Annotated in this window: 17 protein-coding genes and 1 tRNA gene; 11 read left to right on the top strand and 7 right to left on the bottom strand. The window is 57.5% G+C overall.

Annotation, left to right across the window (positions count from 1 at the left end; translation table 11 throughout):
* Window positions 1–71: 71 nt before the first annotated feature.
* A complete protein-coding gene (locus ACQUQ1_RS18530) occupies window positions 72–299 on the bottom strand; it encodes a hypothetical protein (protein ID WP_004594565.1) in 228 nt (75 codons plus the stop codon).
* Window positions 300–359: 60 nt separating this feature from the next.
* Window positions 360–1,322, bottom strand: a complete 963-nt coding sequence (locus tag ACQUQ1_RS18535; RefSeq protein WP_004594566.1) for a transcription initiation factor IIB — start codon at window positions 1,320–1,322, stop codon at window positions 360–362.
* Between the two features lie 172 nt (window positions 1,323–1,494).
* Here ACQUQ1_RS18535 and ACQUQ1_RS18540 point away from each other — a divergent pair, with 172 nt between their 5' ends.
* From ACQUQ1_RS18540 to ACQUQ1_RS18560, 5 genes are all read left to right on the top strand, one after another.
* The gene (locus ACQUQ1_RS18540) at window positions 1,495–2,010 is read left to right on the top strand and encodes a COX15/CtaA family protein (RefSeq protein ID WP_004594567.1); all 516 of its coding nucleotides are present in this window, start codon (window positions 1,495–1,497) and stop codon (window positions 2,008–2,010) included.
* 104 nt (window positions 2,011–2,114) lie between these two features.
* Window positions 2,115–3,101 (top strand): thioredoxin domain-containing protein, encoded by a 987-nt coding sequence (locus ACQUQ1_RS18545; RefSeq protein ID WP_004594568.1) that lies wholly within the window; start codon window positions 2,115–2,117, stop codon window positions 3,099–3,101.
* Between the two features lie 7 nt (window positions 3,102–3,108).
* Complete coding sequence (locus ACQUQ1_RS18550; RefSeq protein ID WP_049909643.1) at window positions 3,109–3,525, top strand: disulfide bond formation protein B; 417 nt, start codon at window positions 3,109–3,111, stop codon at window positions 3,523–3,525.
* 251 nt (window positions 3,526–3,776) lie between these two features.
* Window positions 3,777–4,349, top strand: coding sequence for a CPBP family intramembrane glutamic endopeptidase (locus tag ACQUQ1_RS18555; RefSeq protein ID WP_225935283.1), 573 nt, complete (start codon window positions 3,777–3,779; stop codon window positions 4,347–4,349).
* Window positions 4,350–4,517: 168 nt separating this feature from the next.
* Window positions 4,518–5,672, top strand: a complete 1,155-nt coding sequence (locus ACQUQ1_RS18560; RefSeq protein WP_004594571.1) for a multicopper oxidase domain-containing protein — start codon at window positions 4,518–4,520, stop codon at window positions 5,670–5,672.
* A gap of 204 nt (window positions 5,673–5,876) precedes the next feature.
* Here the strand turns inward: ACQUQ1_RS18560 and ACQUQ1_RS18565 are convergent, their stop codons facing one another.
* From ACQUQ1_RS18565 to ACQUQ1_RS18575, 3 genes are all read right to left on the bottom strand, one after another.
* Window positions 5,877–6,062 carry a DUF7333 family protein gene (locus ACQUQ1_RS18565; RefSeq protein WP_011222429.1) on the bottom strand — a complete coding sequence of 62 codons (186 nt, stop codon included), beginning with the start codon at window positions 6,060–6,062 and terminating at the stop codon, window positions 5,877–5,879.
* Between the two features lie 283 nt (window positions 6,063–6,345).
* Window positions 6,346–7,098, bottom strand: a complete 753-nt coding sequence (locus tag ACQUQ1_RS18570; protein ID WP_011222428.1) for a DUF7260 family protein — start codon at window positions 7,096–7,098, stop codon at window positions 6,346–6,348.
* A 103-nt stretch (window positions 7,099–7,201) separates the two neighbouring features.
* Window positions 7,202–7,765 carry a plastocyanin/azurin family copper-binding protein gene (locus ACQUQ1_RS18575; protein WP_011222427.1) on the bottom strand — a complete coding sequence of 188 codons (564 nt, stop codon included), beginning with the start codon at window positions 7,763–7,765 and terminating at the stop codon, window positions 7,202–7,204.
* Between the two features lie 98 nt (window positions 7,766–7,863).
* Between ACQUQ1_RS18575 and ACQUQ1_RS18580 the strand changes: the two genes are divergently transcribed.
* From ACQUQ1_RS18580 to ACQUQ1_RS18595, 4 genes are all read left to right on the top strand, one after another.
* A tRNA-Glu gene (locus ACQUQ1_RS18580) sits at window positions 7,864–7,938 on the top strand.
* A 40-nt stretch (window positions 7,939–7,978) separates the two neighbouring features.
* Window positions 7,979–8,398, top strand: a complete 420-nt coding sequence (locus tag ACQUQ1_RS18585; RefSeq protein WP_011222426.1) for a hypothetical protein — start codon at window positions 7,979–7,981, stop codon at window positions 8,396–8,398.
* Between the two features lie 128 nt (window positions 8,399–8,526).
* Complete coding sequence (locus ACQUQ1_RS18590; RefSeq protein WP_011222425.1) at window positions 8,527–9,738, top strand: hypothetical protein; 1,212 nt, start codon at window positions 8,527–8,529, stop codon at window positions 9,736–9,738.
* 54 nt (window positions 9,739–9,792) lie between these two features.
* The gene (locus ACQUQ1_RS18595; RefSeq protein ID WP_225935282.1) at window positions 9,793–9,975 is read left to right on the top strand and encodes a hypothetical protein; all 183 of its coding nucleotides are present in this window, start codon (window positions 9,793–9,795) and stop codon (window positions 9,973–9,975) included.
* Window positions 9,976–10,038: 63 nt separating this feature from the next.
* Here ACQUQ1_RS18595 and ACQUQ1_RS18600 read toward each other — a convergent pair whose 3' ends face one another.
* Window positions 10,039–12,411: a heavy metal translocating P-type ATPase gene (locus tag ACQUQ1_RS18600; protein ID WP_004594578.1), complete on the bottom strand. Its 2,373-nt coding sequence runs from the start codon at window positions 12,409–12,411 to the stop codon at window positions 10,039–10,041.
* A 362-nt stretch (window positions 12,412–12,773) separates the two neighbouring features.
* Here ACQUQ1_RS18600 and ACQUQ1_RS18605 point away from each other — a divergent pair, with 362 nt between their 5' ends.
* Together ACQUQ1_RS18605 and ACQUQ1_RS18610 are read left to right on the top strand one after the other, a co-directional pair.
* Window positions 12,774–13,070 carry a PadR family transcriptional regulator gene (locus ACQUQ1_RS18605; protein WP_004594579.1) on the top strand — a complete coding sequence of 99 codons (297 nt, stop codon included), beginning with the start codon at window positions 12,774–12,776 and terminating at the stop codon, window positions 13,068–13,070.
* A 68-nt stretch (window positions 13,071–13,138) separates the two neighbouring features.
* Window positions 13,139–14,026 carry a hypothetical protein gene (locus ACQUQ1_RS18610; protein ID WP_004594580.1) on the top strand — a complete coding sequence of 296 codons (888 nt, stop codon included), beginning with the start codon at window positions 13,139–13,141 and terminating at the stop codon, window positions 14,024–14,026.
* 321 nt (window positions 14,027–14,347) lie between these two features.
* On the opposite strand, the gene ACQUQ1_RS18615 is transcribed toward ACQUQ1_RS18610, so the two are convergent.
* The coding region (locus ACQUQ1_RS18615; protein ID WP_435065726.1) for a heavy metal translocating P-type ATPase at window positions 14,348–15,865 on the bottom strand (1,518 nt) is incomplete at its 5' end.

Raw genomic sequence — 15,865 nt, forward strand, 5'->3', positions numbered from 1 at the left:
ACTCAGTCGGGATCGTGGTTCCAGAGTCATGACGGTCGATCCATCGAAAGAGGGGAGACATGGTGACACAATTATGAATCGTGCTGAATTTCGAGTCGTTGTTCGCCTGCGTCTGTGATCTCGTAGAGACCCCTCCCCAGTGGAACAATACAGCCCTCACTATGGAGGTGAGCACACGTTTGGTCAATGGTGATCGGGTGTCCATCGACGGCGTTAGTGATCTCCATCACATGGCACGGTGACTCATCAACGAGCAGCTCCAATATCTCGACCTCGGTCTGTATTGAGAACTCGCTCATGGTAAATATCGTATCATGACCCACTCAGTAGCTGGATTTCGCCCGGCAGGGGCTATCCGGTCAGTCATACTGCGCGTACACCTCGAGAAGCTCTTGGTATCGATTTCGGATCGTGACTCGACTGACGTGGGCGACCTCACTCACCGTCTCCTGTGTGAGCTGTTCGTTCGTGAGGTGGGTCGCAGCATACAGAGCGGCAGCCGCCAACCCGGCTGGACTCTTTCCACTGTGGACGGCATTATCTGTAGCTACCTCAAGCAGTTCTCGAGAGCGCCGTTCTGCTTCGTCGCTCACGTCGAGCGATGACGCGAATTGTGGAATATATTGCATGGGATCCTCCGGCTCGATCTCCAGCCCAAGTTCTCGGGACAGATATCGGTACGCTCGCTGGATCCGGATTTTCTCGACACGGCTGACATCGGCGAACTCCGTCAGCGGCCGTGGCATTCCGTGCTGTCGAGCAGCCGCATACAACGACGCCGTCGACATACCCTCGATCGAGCGACCGGGGAGCAGGTTCTGCTCCACAGCACGCCGGTACAGGACGCCTGCAGTTTCCCGAACCGATTCAGGAAGTCCCAGAGCGGACGCCATGCGGCTGATCTCCCCGAGCGCTTGCTTGAGATTCCGCTCGTGAGCATCCTTCGTACGGAACCGCTCGTCCCACGTCCGGAGGCGCTGTAATTGAGCACGTTTGCGACCAGAGACAGCCTGTCCGTAGGCATCCTTGTCCTGCCAGCCGATAGTCGTACTCAGACCCTTATCGTGCATCAGCTGCGTCGTCGGAGCCCCGACCCGACTCTTTTCATCGCGTTCCTCTGAAGTGAACGCACGCCACTCAGGACCGTGGTCGATTGGATTATCTTCAAAAACCAACCCACAGCTTTCGCAGGTCGCCTCACCGCTGTCGCTAGTCCGTGTAATATGACCCTGACACTCGGGACAGATGTTGTCGTTGGCAGACTTCACCTCGCGGTCGCGTTCATCTATTGACCGTTCCTGGGTATGTTCTTGAGCCATCATACTATTGGCATATAGGGGTTTTCCCTACAAACCGTGTGTCTTCTTAACAGTATCATGAGACGGCTCCTCAATGAATAGCAGGCGGTGTCCCACTCGCTGGGAATCCGGCTTAACACTTTGTCTCCAAGACATCAACTCGTCACACCGCAAGTCAACGTCCCTACCCAATATTATGTCTCAAGCCCGACTCCGCAGGCACGATATACGAACCGCGATTTCAAGGATTCCGGTCGAGTACAGGCATATCGCCAGTTTGACGCTACTAGTGACGTATATTGTGATGCTTCTTGGAGCCTACACCAGTGCAATCGGTGCTGGACTTTCCTGTCCCGATTGGCCGACCTGCTACGGGACGTGGGTCCCCTTCCTTCAACCCGAGATCATTGCTAACTCGCCATACTCTGCACTCCAAATCTTCGCTGAGTGGGCTCACCGTGGACTGGCGATGACGGCCGGGGTTCTGATCGTCGGCACGACCCTTGGAGCGTGGGTGACACACCGTAATACCCCGATTGTCAAATGGTCGGCCACGGCCGCTCTCGTCCTCCTTCCGTTACAGGTTATCCTCGGAGGATTGACCGTCACGGAAGATCTCCAACCGACCATCGTGACGACGCATCTGGGCGTGGCAATTCTCATTCTCCTCTGTCTCCTGACGACCTGCCTCGTCGCATATCTCCGCCGCTGATGACCCCTTGCGTATAACACAATGCCACAGATACCGACGATTCAGCTCACTATGAGAGCAGAACACGGAGCCTATGAAATCTACACTTGGAGTAGTGATCACGAATGACTGCCCATACCTGCCCGATCTGTACAGATCAATTCGAAACAGCTGGAGCAGCGCGTGACCACACATGGAACGTTCACAGCGCCTGCCATTATTGTGGCGAACAACTCGGTGACGAGACTGACGAGCAGCTCTACAGACACTGGCTCGTCGCGCACCCCGACGACCTCTCAGGTGTGGATTACAAACGGGCTGAGACAGCCGTTGATTCACTCACGTTCTCAGAGCGGCTCTCCGAGGGAGGTGTTGGAGCTGCTGTCGGAGGACTAACCCGCCGACAGCTTCTCCTCGGCGGTGGTGGTGCCGCCACTGCCGGTCTCGTGATCGGCGCCACCGCTCTCTCTAACAATACGAGCACTGAGCCGGATGACGGCGCGACTGCTGGAGGTGATACGGGTGCCGTTACCACTGCCCCGATTCCCGACTCGCCTGGAGACTTCCGCTATGCGACGATGGGGTCTGCTGATGCCGATGTCATGGTCACATACTTCGGGAGCTGGAAGTGTCCGTACTGCGCCCAGTTCAGTACGGAGATGCTTTCACAACTCGTGACGGACTACGTGGAACCAGGAACAATTGCGCTCGAGTTCCGCAATCTGGCATATATCGGTGGCGACCCATTTTTGGGCCCCGATGCACCGGCAGCCGGTCAGGCCGGATTAGCCGTCTGGAACACCGACCCAGCCTCATACTGGGCGTTTCACGAATACGTGTTCGGGAATCAACCACCCGAGAGCGACCAGTGGGCGACCGCCGAGAGATTGGTCGAGTTTGCTCAGGCCGCAGGCGTCTCCGAGACAGCGTCGGTCCGCACGGCCATCCAAGAAAATCAGTATGACGACGCGCTGCGGGCGACTGACAGGGCTGCGAGCGATGTCGGTGTCGATGCCACACCCACGCTCCTCATCGATGGCATGACGGTCAATCCACTCGGAAACGAAGAGCGAGTAAGACAGCTGATCGAAGATGCAGCTGGATCAAACTGAGTCATGGATGTCCGACGGACGATTCTGGCTTGCAGGCGGGGCAGGCGTCGCGGCGATTGCAACCCTGGGAAGCCTCTGGTTCAGTCTCGGCCTCGGTCTCGTTCCGTGTACCCTCTGCTGGTACCAACGTATCCTCATGTATCCGCTTGTCGTCGTTCTCGGCGTTGCCGCCCTCGAGAGCCACAACACAATCTGGCGAACAGTCGTGCCACTATCCGTGGTGGGAGCTTCAATCGCGGGATATCACTCCGTACTCCAAGCAACGACGGCCTCATGCACCTTTGCTGGCCCCTGTGCAGTTGTCCAGTGGCAGGCTCCGGTGCTCGGACTTACAATTCCGAATCTCTCACTCATCGCGTTCGTGCTCGTGATAATTACAGTCCTCGCTGGATCCAACCTCGTCGAACCTGAACGTCAGCTATGAACAAAATCACTACCGCGGGATGTCTTGGAATGAATAGCGCCGGAATCGACCTATCGAAGCCAGCTTGTAGGGTGGAGCCCTACGCTCACATCTGATTAATGTCGTCGATATCTCGTTTCCGGTCTGTCGCCTCGGCGATTGGTCTCACGTATGGATCATACGTCGCGGGGGCTATCGTAATCCTTGCCGTCGCGACGGTAGTCGGGTTGTTCGGAGTCGACCTCGCGTCGCGCCCAGCCCTCAGACTGGTTGTGAGCACGTTCTTCCTCCAAGGAGTGACGTTTGGGGGCATCGCCATCCTTTATCTCAAAGGCCGTGATCTCGGATTGGGATTCGTTCCAGTTCGTTCACCTGACAAGCGTGATGGAGCAGTGATTGTTGGCGGGAGTATAGCGATCCTGGGGTTGCTCTTTGTGGCGTCCTCAGTAATCACAGCCCTCGGTCTGAACTCGGCTCAGAATCAGATCGTCGAGGTCGGGCGACAAAATCCGAGTGTATTCCTTCTTCTGATCCCCCTTCAATTCCTGTTAGTCGGCCCGGGAGAAGAGCTGTTGTTCCGGGGCCTCGTACAGGGCACCCTCCGTGAAAGTCTCCATCCGGCTCGTGCAATCATCCTCGCAAGCGCTCTGTTCGCATCGATCCATCTCTTCTCGTTGTCAGGGGAAGGCAAACTGGTGTACATCGGTATCGCATTCGTCCTGGCCTTAGTACTGGGAGCAGCGTACGAGTATACGGACAACCTCACAGTGCCGGCTGTGATTCACGGGACGTATAACGCGGTGCAGTTTGCAGGGGCCTATCTGACGGCGACGGGCGGACTCTAAAAATCTGACCACTTTGTCGTCTCAATTTCAGACTCCTAACGGCGAACAAGTATAAATAAAAAGCCGCCATCTCCATTCGCCTTTTGCCGAACATATCCACGCACTGTCCCGTGAATTGGGACACCGCAGTCGCCCTATGTTTAGGCCAACCAAAATGCCGAGTGTATCATGACCACACGTTTCGGCGCACCCGGAACCGGACTGTCCCGGCGTGAGTTTCTCGCGGCAACTGGCGCGACGGGTATCGCTTCGTTAGCAGGCTGTTCGGCGGGCGGAGCTAACGAGCCAGCAGCAACGAGCGATACGGCCACGCAGACACAAACTGACTCGCCTAATCTCCCCTACACCAGCCCTCCAACAGTCGTCAACGTCGACGAGCAGGGTGGTGGAGTGACGATGCGGACTCAACAGGCCCGCCACGCCGTCCACCCGCTCGATACAATGGGTGGGCCCGTCGAATTCCCACGCGTCTGGGCGTTCCAGGCCGACGACAACGACCCCAGCGTCCCAGGCCCAATTCTCAGAACGACCGAGGGTAACGCGATGGAGGTGACACTCGACAACACCGATGGCCGACGTCCCCACACGATTCACTTCCACGGAATTCGCAAGACGTGGGAGAACGACGGCGTCCCGACGACGACCGGGATTCAGGTCCCGCCAGGGGAGACACACACCTACGAGATTCCCGCTAACGTCCCTGGAACGCATTTCTACCATTGCCACTTCCAGACCCACCGGCATATCGACATGGGCATGTACGGGATCTACCGAGTTGATCCCGAAGGCTACGAACCGGCGGACCGCGAATACTTCATGACGATCAAGGACTGGGATTCGCGGGTTCCGCGGAAGTGGGCCGGTGAGGCGGACTTCACATACAATTCGGCCAGTCGCAATCCGGACGTGTTCACCGTCAACGGGAAGAGCGCACCCCGAACGCTGCACCCCGAAGAAGGCTCACCGATCATCGTCGACGAGGGCGACTCAGTTCGCATCCACCTCGTCAACGGTGGATACATGTCGCACCCGATGCATATCCATAACCACCGCTTCCAGCGTGTCGAAAAGGACGGCGGGACGATTCCAGAGGCTGCCCGCCACGACATGGACGTCACGAACGTCGCCCCCGCTGAACGACACACGATCGAATTTACTGCCGATGCAGACCCCGGCATCTACCTGATGCACTGCCACAAGGTCAACCACGTGATGAACGGCACGTTCTATCCCGGCGGGATGCTCACCGGCGTGGTCTATCGGTCCGTCATGGATACTGACATTTTCAACCAACTTATGGAGTACGCTGGCTACTCCACGTAGAGACCCTCTACACCACGACCAGGACAGGATCTAACTGAACGATAGGGGTTACCCAACCCAGGTGGACTCCTGTTGGTTCGACATCACCCCGCTAAAACAGCCGTCGCTAGGACTGCGAACCGGTCATCGAAATAATCTGAATCAACACAGCTGGGGGCTAGCATGGACCGCAACACAGCGGATTCCGGCTACTGGGTCGGCCTATTATGCACTGGCGCGGAACTCGCCATGTTTCATTCCCAGGAAGAACGCGATGACCGAGAAGATAATCATCGAGGGCAGAACCATCATAAAGACCGTCGAGGAGGTCATCACGGTCGTGAGCGCAATCGCCGCGACGGCGACAATTACGACAAGGGGGGCCACCGAGCGCACAAAGTCGAATTCCATATGTACAGTTGTGACCGGATAGACAAAACCGTTAACAAAGTAGATTTGCTGGAAGCCGGTATTGACACGGTGCGAGCGGAAGCCCACCCTTTCACAGTCATTGCCGGAGTCGATTATCTAACATGTTCGACGCCCACTCACGCCGATTCTGAAAGCCGTGCACCCGGTGCACGGAGTTCCTCGATTCCATCGCTGAGTTTGCCAGCACTAATCGCAGCCAAATCAGCAACTACTGTTCAGCCATAGGACGACGTCAAGACAGAGTAGGAGGTAAAAGAGAGGACTACTCATATTGGGAGATGATCTCCAAGATATCGACAAACGTCGCCAATACCGGATAATCAACCTCCAGACCCTCATAGAGATATGAACAGAGGTCAGTGTAGGCATCCACGTCTGCCGACCGATCGATTCGATGAGCGTGGATTTCCTCCTGCCGTTGCTGGATCCAACTCTTACATTCATCATTCAACGTATGAAGCGTCTCGTATCGGTCGGTTAGTTCAATATCTGAGTTCCCCTGTAATTTCGTAGAATCAAGTTCTGCTATCGCCTCTCGAATCTCTTGAACTGTAGATTGCACGTCTTTGAGGGTAGTGAATTCATCCTGGAGGCTCTCCAGAAAGACTCGGCGGTTGTCAATACACTGCTGTGCGGCCTCGAGGAGCCGTTGTTTGATGAGCGGTGAGAACGTAGTCGCTTCTGAGATCAGGAGCAACACATCGGCCCCGAATTCGGCACTGAGGCTCGCCTCGAACGAATCACCGTACACGTCGCCGTAGTGGTCGACCGCCATCACAGTATCATGATACCACGGCTCGATGGTATTACGGACCGACTTCTCTTCGGATGTAAGGTTCTGATCCACTCCAACAACGGACCGTTCGAACCGAGGAGTCTGTGTGTCGACGGTCTGGATACGCTGGCGAAACCGTTGGAAGGCTTGACATTCGCGCTCAACCTCACGTCGTTCTCGTAGAACACTATCGAGGGCAGCATCCGTGTATGTCGGCCACGGGCCTTGTGCGAGTGTCATCGACAGCGTATGTCTCCATACTGTCGGTCCGAAGCACAGTCAATGTCGGCCATATGGTGTACAAGCGATTCCGGAGCGCACAGCTCGCAGTATACGCGGCCGCCTACCCGGAGAACGAGCTGTACGAGACGCTGCCTTGATCAACGATGGTCTGGCTTTCGGGGACGTCTCCGTCCGGCGGCATACTCCCCTCCGCGGGACCGCCGGGTTCGCCAACGACGATCCGACCGACCATCCCCAGAGTCTTGTGCGGGATACAGAAGTAATCGTACGTCCCCGTGGTCTCGAACGTGTGCTCGAACGTTGCGCCCTGTTCACTCAGCGTTTCGCTATTGAACGTTTCTGCGCTTTCGGGAATCCGGGTAACTGATGCTGAGCTCGTTCCCTCTTTGTAGGCGGTTGCCGAGTGACTGCCGCTCTGGATTTCGAATGTCACAGTTTCCCCGGATTCGATGAACAGACCAATGGGATCGAAATAATACTCGCTCCCGTCAGTGACCATCATAACAGTATTCGAGTCTCCAGACCCACCAGCTGTCTCCTGCGTTTCAGTCGTGGTCGGCTCACCGCCACCGTCTCCGTTCCCCGAACTACTGCATCCAGCGAGACCAGTTACGCCACCTGTTGCGAGAATTCCGGCTGTCTTGAGAACCTGTCGACGCTCCATACCACATTATCAAAGACCCCAACATAAGGGGAAACGGCGGATTCCCACTGAATAGGACACCGACCAGACCTGAAGTACTGAAGCTCCAAGTTGAAGCTGCTCCGTTGGTGTAGCTCGGCCAACCATCTCGGCATCTCACGTCGAGGACCGAGGTTCAAATCCTCGACGGAGCATCCCCGATCTGATCCACTGCCCTACCCATAACCCTCACAGATGGCTACCGCACAACAAGGGACTGAGGAACACATTTTGACCCGCTATGCCTCCGTAGAGATCGGTACAATCACCAGTCCGTGTCTGATTGTTCTTGCCACCGCAACGGTTGTATACAACTGGCCACCGGCTGTACTCGGCTGGTTTGTATCCGGCCTACTCGGACTTCTCATCGCAGTAGTATCCGGCCGGACGTCAGCAATCAGGCCCAGTCTCATCAAATGGCCCCGGGCTGAGTCAAGAGGCGATTTAGCGGTGAATGCGATTGCATACAACGGCGTCTTGATTATTGGCACCGTACTTGGACAGATCGTGTGGACAGCATCGAATAGTCTCCTACTCGCTGCAGGGGTTGGAGCCGTTCTTCCGGTCTGGTTCTTCAAGCATATACAGTTCCTCGTATTTCTGGACGGCGAGTGAATTCACCGTGCCGATCGTACTTTCGGAGGGGGATATTTCCACAGCCAGCAGGATCTAACGACAGTCAAGCCCAGGATATCAGAGGTAAATCAGTCAGGTAGAAGTGCCTCTCTGTCCAAGACAGAATAATGTCACCGGAAGAGCGTCACCCACGTGGAGATCCCTCCCGTGGACAGACCACTCGAATCGGGTCTGTTCGGCCACTCTCTGTACTTCTTGCCGCAATTGTTACGCTCACTCAGGTTCCCGTCGCGTCCGCCCACGGTACAACCGGAAGCGGTGGACTCTCGCAAGGACACGGTGTACTTCTTGCTTTCGTTGGTGCCGTTATTCTCGGCGGCTTCATCCTTCTCAAACGGACCGATCGCATCACCTCAACAACCGCCCTTTACGGCGTATTTGTCGGGATCTCCATCACGGCACTCGGAGCAATTCTCTTCGAAGGGCTCTCCCCAGATCCGACATATACTGCGAGTTCGATGCCGTTCCCCCGGTCGTGGTATCAGCCGTTGGCCCTACTGAGTGGCTTGGGCATCATGGTCGCGAGCTTCATCGTTGGGTGGCTCCGCTGGCCATCCCGCCCACGATACACGTTCCTCGGCATCCTCATGGGATTGTGGATCTCGTACCCCTACCTCATTCCTGGACTGGCAAGTGATACACACCCACTTGGGTACGCAATCGTCCTCGGAACACCAATTCTAGTCGGCTACGTTGTCTGGAAGGACGCAGGGAGTGTCATTCGCGCAGTCATGCGTGATCCGGTTGCGCGTCGCTTCGGCATCGGCGTCGGTGTCGTGTTAGCACTCTTTTTCGTCTCTATAACAGGATACCTCTCGTTTTTCCCCGAGGAGGGCTTCCCCGAAGAGGTGACGGTCGTCGTTCTACCCGCAATCTATCAGCTAGTATCGTGGCCGACGCTCGAAATCGCGATTCCGCATCTCCCGTTCATACATATCCCGTTCTTCCTAGCCCTGTCACCCGGCCAGGTCATCGTCGTCGGGATGCTAAGCGCACTCATCGGGTTAAACGCCGCTCTCATCGCCCGTCACTGGCGCGTCGAGGAACGAGCCGGCATGACCGAAGGGACCGCCGGAAGCGCTGCAATCGTCGGGACGTGTACCTGTGGATGCTGTGGGCCACTCGTCGCGAAGATCGCGGTACTTGCTGCCGGGCCATCGATTGCCGCCCCTCTCTACTGGGTGTTCGTCGATTCGGCCTCGCCGCTCAGTGCAGTATTCATCGTTGGAAGCTTCGTCCTCTTCACGGGGAGCCTAATCTACTCGGTCCAAGCAGCCCGACAGCCCGATCAATCGGCTGCCATCATCCCGGCGGACTGAGGTAAGGTATCTACTGTGATCTCACGGTACCTAGGGGGACAAATGCCTCAATATATGAGGGGAAAACGTCGTCAGTACGTGTTTTTGGAACTGGCAGCGGTACTGATCGTTGTCGGCACCTTCGCAACCGGCTTCCTCCCGTCGACGCCGTTCTACCAAGTCCTCTCCGGAGGCATCATCGTTGCGGGCTTTGCGGTCGGGTACGCGGGGCTCGGTGCCTTTGAATTGCTCGAATGAAGCGATAGGAATCGTCTTCACCCGGTTACAGCAGGTATCTGCCGCTTCGCTGGGTTGGTGCCGCTACTCGTGAAGCAGGTCTCGAAACGAATTCGCTGCGAGGAGACCGCCGGTCGCCACGACCGCACCCATCGCGAACACCGGATTCAGCAACCCCGTCGCTGCGAGTGGCATCGTGACCCCATTATAGAGCAGCGCTAGCCCGTTGTTCTGTTTGACACGCCGACGAGCTGCATCTGCGAGATCGAACGTCGTCTCCACCGCCGCGAGGTCATCATCGACGATAGAAATATCCGCGGCATCGGACGCGAGTGCCGTTCCACCACCGAGCGAGATTCCCAGGTCTGCGGTCGCAAGAGCCGGTGCATCGTTCGTTCCATCACCAACCATTGTAACCTGTCCCCGGGACTGTAACCGCCGGATCGTCGCGGTCTTGCCTGCCGGCGGGACCCCCGCAAACACGTGATCGACGGCAGGATGACTGTCGAGAAAGTCAGTAGCAGCCTCGTCATCACCGGTCAGAACAACGATCTCGATATCACGGTCATTCAGCTGCGTGAGTGTGTCATCCCAACCTGCCCGTGGTTCGTCCCCCACGACGACGACGCCCTCTGCATGACCGTCACGACCGACGACGACCGGAAGGTGACCGGCCGTTCGTGCCTCTGCGGCACGCGTCTCGATCTGCTCGCTCACCGACCACCCAAGTTCCGCGAAGAGATCGAGATTCCCGACGAGAACGCGCGTGTCCTCGACGACTCCTTCGACGCCGGTCGCGTGGCTCGTGAATTCGGTGATGTCCGCTGCGTACTCGTGGTCACTGCCATCGGCAACCCCCCCATCGGCTCTTGAGCGATCGCCCTCCTGATTCCTTTGTGCAAACGTATTCACGATTGCGTCGGCCGCTGGGTGGGATGCTCGCTGTTCGAGGGCCGCGACGGTTTCAAGGAGATCCGACGGTGCATCCACCTCGAGGACATCCATCTGGCCGGTCGTGAGAGTCCCTGTTTTGTCGAAGACGACGACGTCGACGTTCCGAAGGCGCTCGAAGACTGTCTCGTCGAAGATGACGATGCCCCGCTCTACCGCTTGTTCGATACTGGTTGCCACCGAGAGCGGGGTTGCCAGGCCAAGTGCCCACGGACATCCCACTAAGAGAACTACCAGCGCCGTCAGGACGGCGACGGGAATACCAGTCCCCACCAGAAGCGACCCCAATCCAGCGAGTACCGCCCCACCGACGACGACCGGGATGATGACTGACGCGAGCTTATCGGCCTGCCGCTGGACACCGTGATCCCCACTCTGGAGATTCCAGACAGAGGTGACGAGGCGATCGATACTACTGGTTGTCCCATCGCTCACCGTGAGGACAGCAGCCCCATTTGTGACGACCGCCCCGCCGACGACCTCGTCCCCAGCTTGTTTCGATACCGGGAGCGACTCGCCCGTCACGATCGCTTCATCGACCGTGCACTCACTCTCAGCGAGAACACCATCGACTGGGATGCGTTCGCCCTCACGGACGAGAACCCGTTCCCCGGGTTCCAGACTGTGTACGTCGACCATCGTCGTCCCATCGGCGCCATACCGCCTGGCTTCGGTGACGTGGGAGATAGTGAGATTCGTCAGGCGATCCATCGCTCGCTGCTTGCTCAGTGATTCGTAGAAGATGGCGGCCACCACACTCGCGGCAACCACGATCGTGAGGTCGTAGAAAACGTCGAGTCGACCGAGGAGAAAGGCAATCGTGCTGTACACGTAGGCGCTCACCACGGTGATCGCGACGAGAAAGTCCGTATTCGGCTGTCGCATCTTCAGACTGACATACGCACCCTGTAACAGCGGCAGGCCGGTAAACACGAGGACGACACCCGTCAGAACGAGAAAGAGCGGGAGGATCAACAGGCCATCTCCACCGCCGATCCCGGACGTACTCGCGTACATATCGAGCGTCCCCTCACCAAAGAACGACGAGAGCTGCGCCGGATAGAGGAGGACCGCATATGGGAGGAGCATGAACGTCCCGAAAATGACGCCAGCAGCGTAACGGAATCCCAGCACCTCGTCAATCCCTCGTTCATTCGGCTCGTCCGACCGGCGCGACTGTCCGATTATAGTCGGTGTGTCATCGCTCCCTCCAGCACGGAGGGTTGCCGAATAGCCGAGTGTACTCAGGGTATCACAGAGAGTTTCCTTCGAGACGCGATCAGGGTCGTATGTGATACGAACCGTCTCGGTGACGTAGCTTGCTGCCACGTCTACAACACCCTCGCAGTCCTCGGCGACTGATTCAAGAAATGCTTCACACGTCGCACAGTGCATCCCGTCGACCTGAAAGAAAGCTCGTTCCTCAGACCCTAATCGAGGGGTATCCGCATCGCGTTCGCCCGCCCCAGCACCGGACTCGCGCATGGGGTCGTCTGTCGGGTCCATCCGACTGTGGACTCCATCGCCACCGAGTACTCGATGGACGTTTCGACATCCATCACAGCAGAAGACGGTGTCGTTCTCACCCACGACTCTATCGTCAGGGACAGCCCTACCACAAAGCGCGCACGTGGAAGATGAGGATTGAGATGAAGACACAATTGATTACCACCGGCTGACAGCTGACCGAGCACAGCCATGGAACCTCAACGGCGACCTCGGCCGAAGCGCCATTACCGGTGATACAGAGGCATGGGTATTAAGCGCTGTTTGGAGACGAGTGTACTGGTAGATATCCTCGATCCGAAGCTCTGCTTCTGAGTACCAGAGAGAACATATGCCATCCCTCAAAAATAGGGAGCAGACGGATGCACGATCTAACCGGGTTCCAGCGGGACGTCTTGTACGTTATCGCCGGGCTCGAGGAACCACACGGGCTCGCAGTAAAGGCCGAACTCGACGACTACTACGAACAAGAGATCAATCATGGGCGGCTCTATCCAAACCTCGACGACCTCGTCGGCAAAGGCCTCCTGGAGAAAGGTGAACTCGACAAACGGACGAACGTGTACACGGTCACACAACGCGGAGTGCGGGAGATCGAGGCGCGACGTGAGTGGGAAAGCCAGTATTTAGAGGACGTGAACGCACCCACTACGTCGTAGAACCAGGCGAGTAGAACTCAATATCAAAGCGGGACTGCTTTACCCACTTCCCACGAATACGCATTGAGATGGCTCGGCTCGTCTTCTATCATCACCCACAGGCCGAGAATTTCTCACTCAAATATAGCTCGGCATCGGTAGCAGAGATCCGGTCTCAGCAAGAGCAATCCGACGAGTCGACAAAGCTCATCGGGTACCCCTTCGAAGCTCCGGTCTATGTGCTCTATGAAGGCGATTCAGAGATCGAATCAGCGCAAGATATCGACTTTGATCAGGAATGGCTGAGCGATCGTATTCGTGACCTCCCCCGTGCTGGGCAGGTTGTCGCATTCCGATTAGTAGAGTTGCTCGAAGCCGCGGTCGAAGTTCGAGATGAGGATGAGTTCCGGCTCTACAAGGAGTTCGAACCACAAAAGATCCAGCAGGCACTCGATCACGTCTCCTGGGAAGCACCGCTTCCGACCGTCGCTGGAGAGGTGATGTCGAATTTGATCCTCCGACATTCCCTCCCGAATGCGAATCATCGAACTGGCATCGCGATGCTGCAGTTCTGTATTGAGAGTGTGGACCCGGATTTTGAGATGCCACGAACGCACGTCGACGACGATTCCTGGCGAGAGTGGGTCGATCCCTATATCGTCGATTCCAAACGGCTCATTACTGTCCGCCGGAACAACCTCCGTTTCAAGCAACTCGAAGACTTGGACGTCGACGTCGTCGAACGGAAAGACGGGATCCAAATCCGATTAGCCGAGTTCGAGCTGGATATGCACTGGAGAGAAGCCCTCACAGAGTATGCTGGGCAGCACGAATCTCACTGTACGGACTTCGCGCAGGCAGTTCTCGAACGAGCAGGACGGGACGATCTACTTGACCGTCAAGGACCAACGAAACAAGAGTTCCTCACGTATCTGGAGAACGGACTGGTCGAACGGGACTTCAGAGAAATGTTCTGATCAGTCGCGAAGCTCGGCGACCGACTGTCCGACCTCGCGAACGTGTTCACTTCGCTCGAGGTCGAGTTCCTCGGCGAGGTAGTCAACTGTCTCTTCGAGGCTCATGGTGGAAAGAAGTCCGTCAAGCGGTATAAACCTAGTGCTGGTGCAACAATGTAGTCCATCAGAGGAAGCGTCTGTGTATACCAAACTACGTATCCCTCGGGAAAACTGTGGAATCGGTGACTGCATAGCGATACCCACCGAAATCACGCAGTGTCGCCATTTGCTGTCCATCAACCGAACTCAATTGAAAGAAGCTCCGAAGCGATCGGGAGCGTTTCAGTCTGCAGGTTGTGCGTCAGTCGCTGGTGTCCCGCTTGGAAGCTCGGGGATGGACAGGTCCACGCGGCGGAGCAGCTGAGCGTTGATCGCGACGATTACTGTACTCAACGACATCAGGAGCGCACCCACAGCGGGGGAGAGCAGAATCCCGATCGGTGCCAAGACGCCTGCTGCGAGCGGAATTGCGAACACGTTGTAGCCGGCCGCCCAGACGATGTTCTCCTGCATCTTCCGGTAGCTCGCCTTACTGAGTTTCACGAGCCGAACGACGTCCATCGGGTTGTTCTGGACGAGGATGACGTCGGCCGACTGGACGGCGACGTCGGTGCCGCTCCCGATCGCGATACCGACGTCGGCCCGCGTCAGCGCCGGCGCGTCGTTCACCCCGTCGCCGACCATCCCGACGAGCTTGCCCTGGTCCTGGAGTTCCTGCACTTTCTCATCCTTGTCCTCGGGGAGGACCTCAGCGAACACCGTGTCGATACCCAGTTCGTCAGCGACAGCGTTGGCGACGTCCTGGGAGTCCCCCGTCAGCATCGCCACCTCGATGCCCAAGTCGTGGAGGGCATCGACGACGCGGAAACTCTCCTCACGAATCACGTCGGCCATCGCGAAGGCGGCGATCAGCTCTCCGTCACGAACGAGATACACCACAGTCTGGGCGTTCTGACCGGCCTCGTCAGCGAAGTGCTGGAGATGGTCGGGAATTTCGCTATCGAGTTGGGCCAACAGGTTCGGGCCACCGACGTACACCTCGTTTCCGTCGACATTCGCCCGGACCCCTCGTCCTTTGATCGCCTCGAAGGCTGTCGCGTCAGGAGTAGTTACATCTCGCTCGTCGGCGGCCTCACGGATCGCTCGGGCGATCATGTGTTCGGAGTCACTCTCGACGGCTGCCGCCAGCCCGAGCGCGTCGTCCTCGTCAACGCCGTCGACGGTCGCCATATCCACGACGCCGTGTTCACCCTCAGTAAGCGTCCCTGTCTTGTCGAAGATGATGGCATCCAAGTTCCGCGCGTCCTCCATCGCAATTCGGTCGCGGACGAGCATCCCGTTGCGCGCTGCAAGTGAGGTGTTGATCGCGACGACCAGCGGGATGGCGAGCCCGAGGGCGTGTGGGCAGGCGATGACGAGCACCGTCACGACTCGCTCGATGACCGTCGCGTCGAACGAGACTGCGACCGTCCACGCAATCGCGGTCACGACTGCCGCCCCGAGCGCGACGTAGAACAGCCAGCCGGCCGCCCGGTCGGCCAACACTTGCGTCTTGGACTTGCTCTGTTGAGCTTCCTCGACGAGGCGCATGATGCCCGCGAGTGTTGTCTCCTCGCCCGTCGCACCGACGCGAACACGGAGACTCCCGTCGCCGTTGATGGTGCCGCCGATGACCTCGTCGCCAGGCTCTTTCGAGACGGGCTTGGACTCGCCGGTGATCATCGACTCGTTGACGTCGGAGTCTCCCTCTTCGACGACGCCGTCAGCAGGGACACTCGCACCCGGCCGGACGAGTACGAG

This window comes from Halobaculum sp. EA56 (genome assembly GCF_051195075.1).
Taxonomy (GTDB): domain Archaea; phylum Halobacteriota; class Halobacteria; order Halobacteriales; family Haloferacaceae; genus Halobaculum.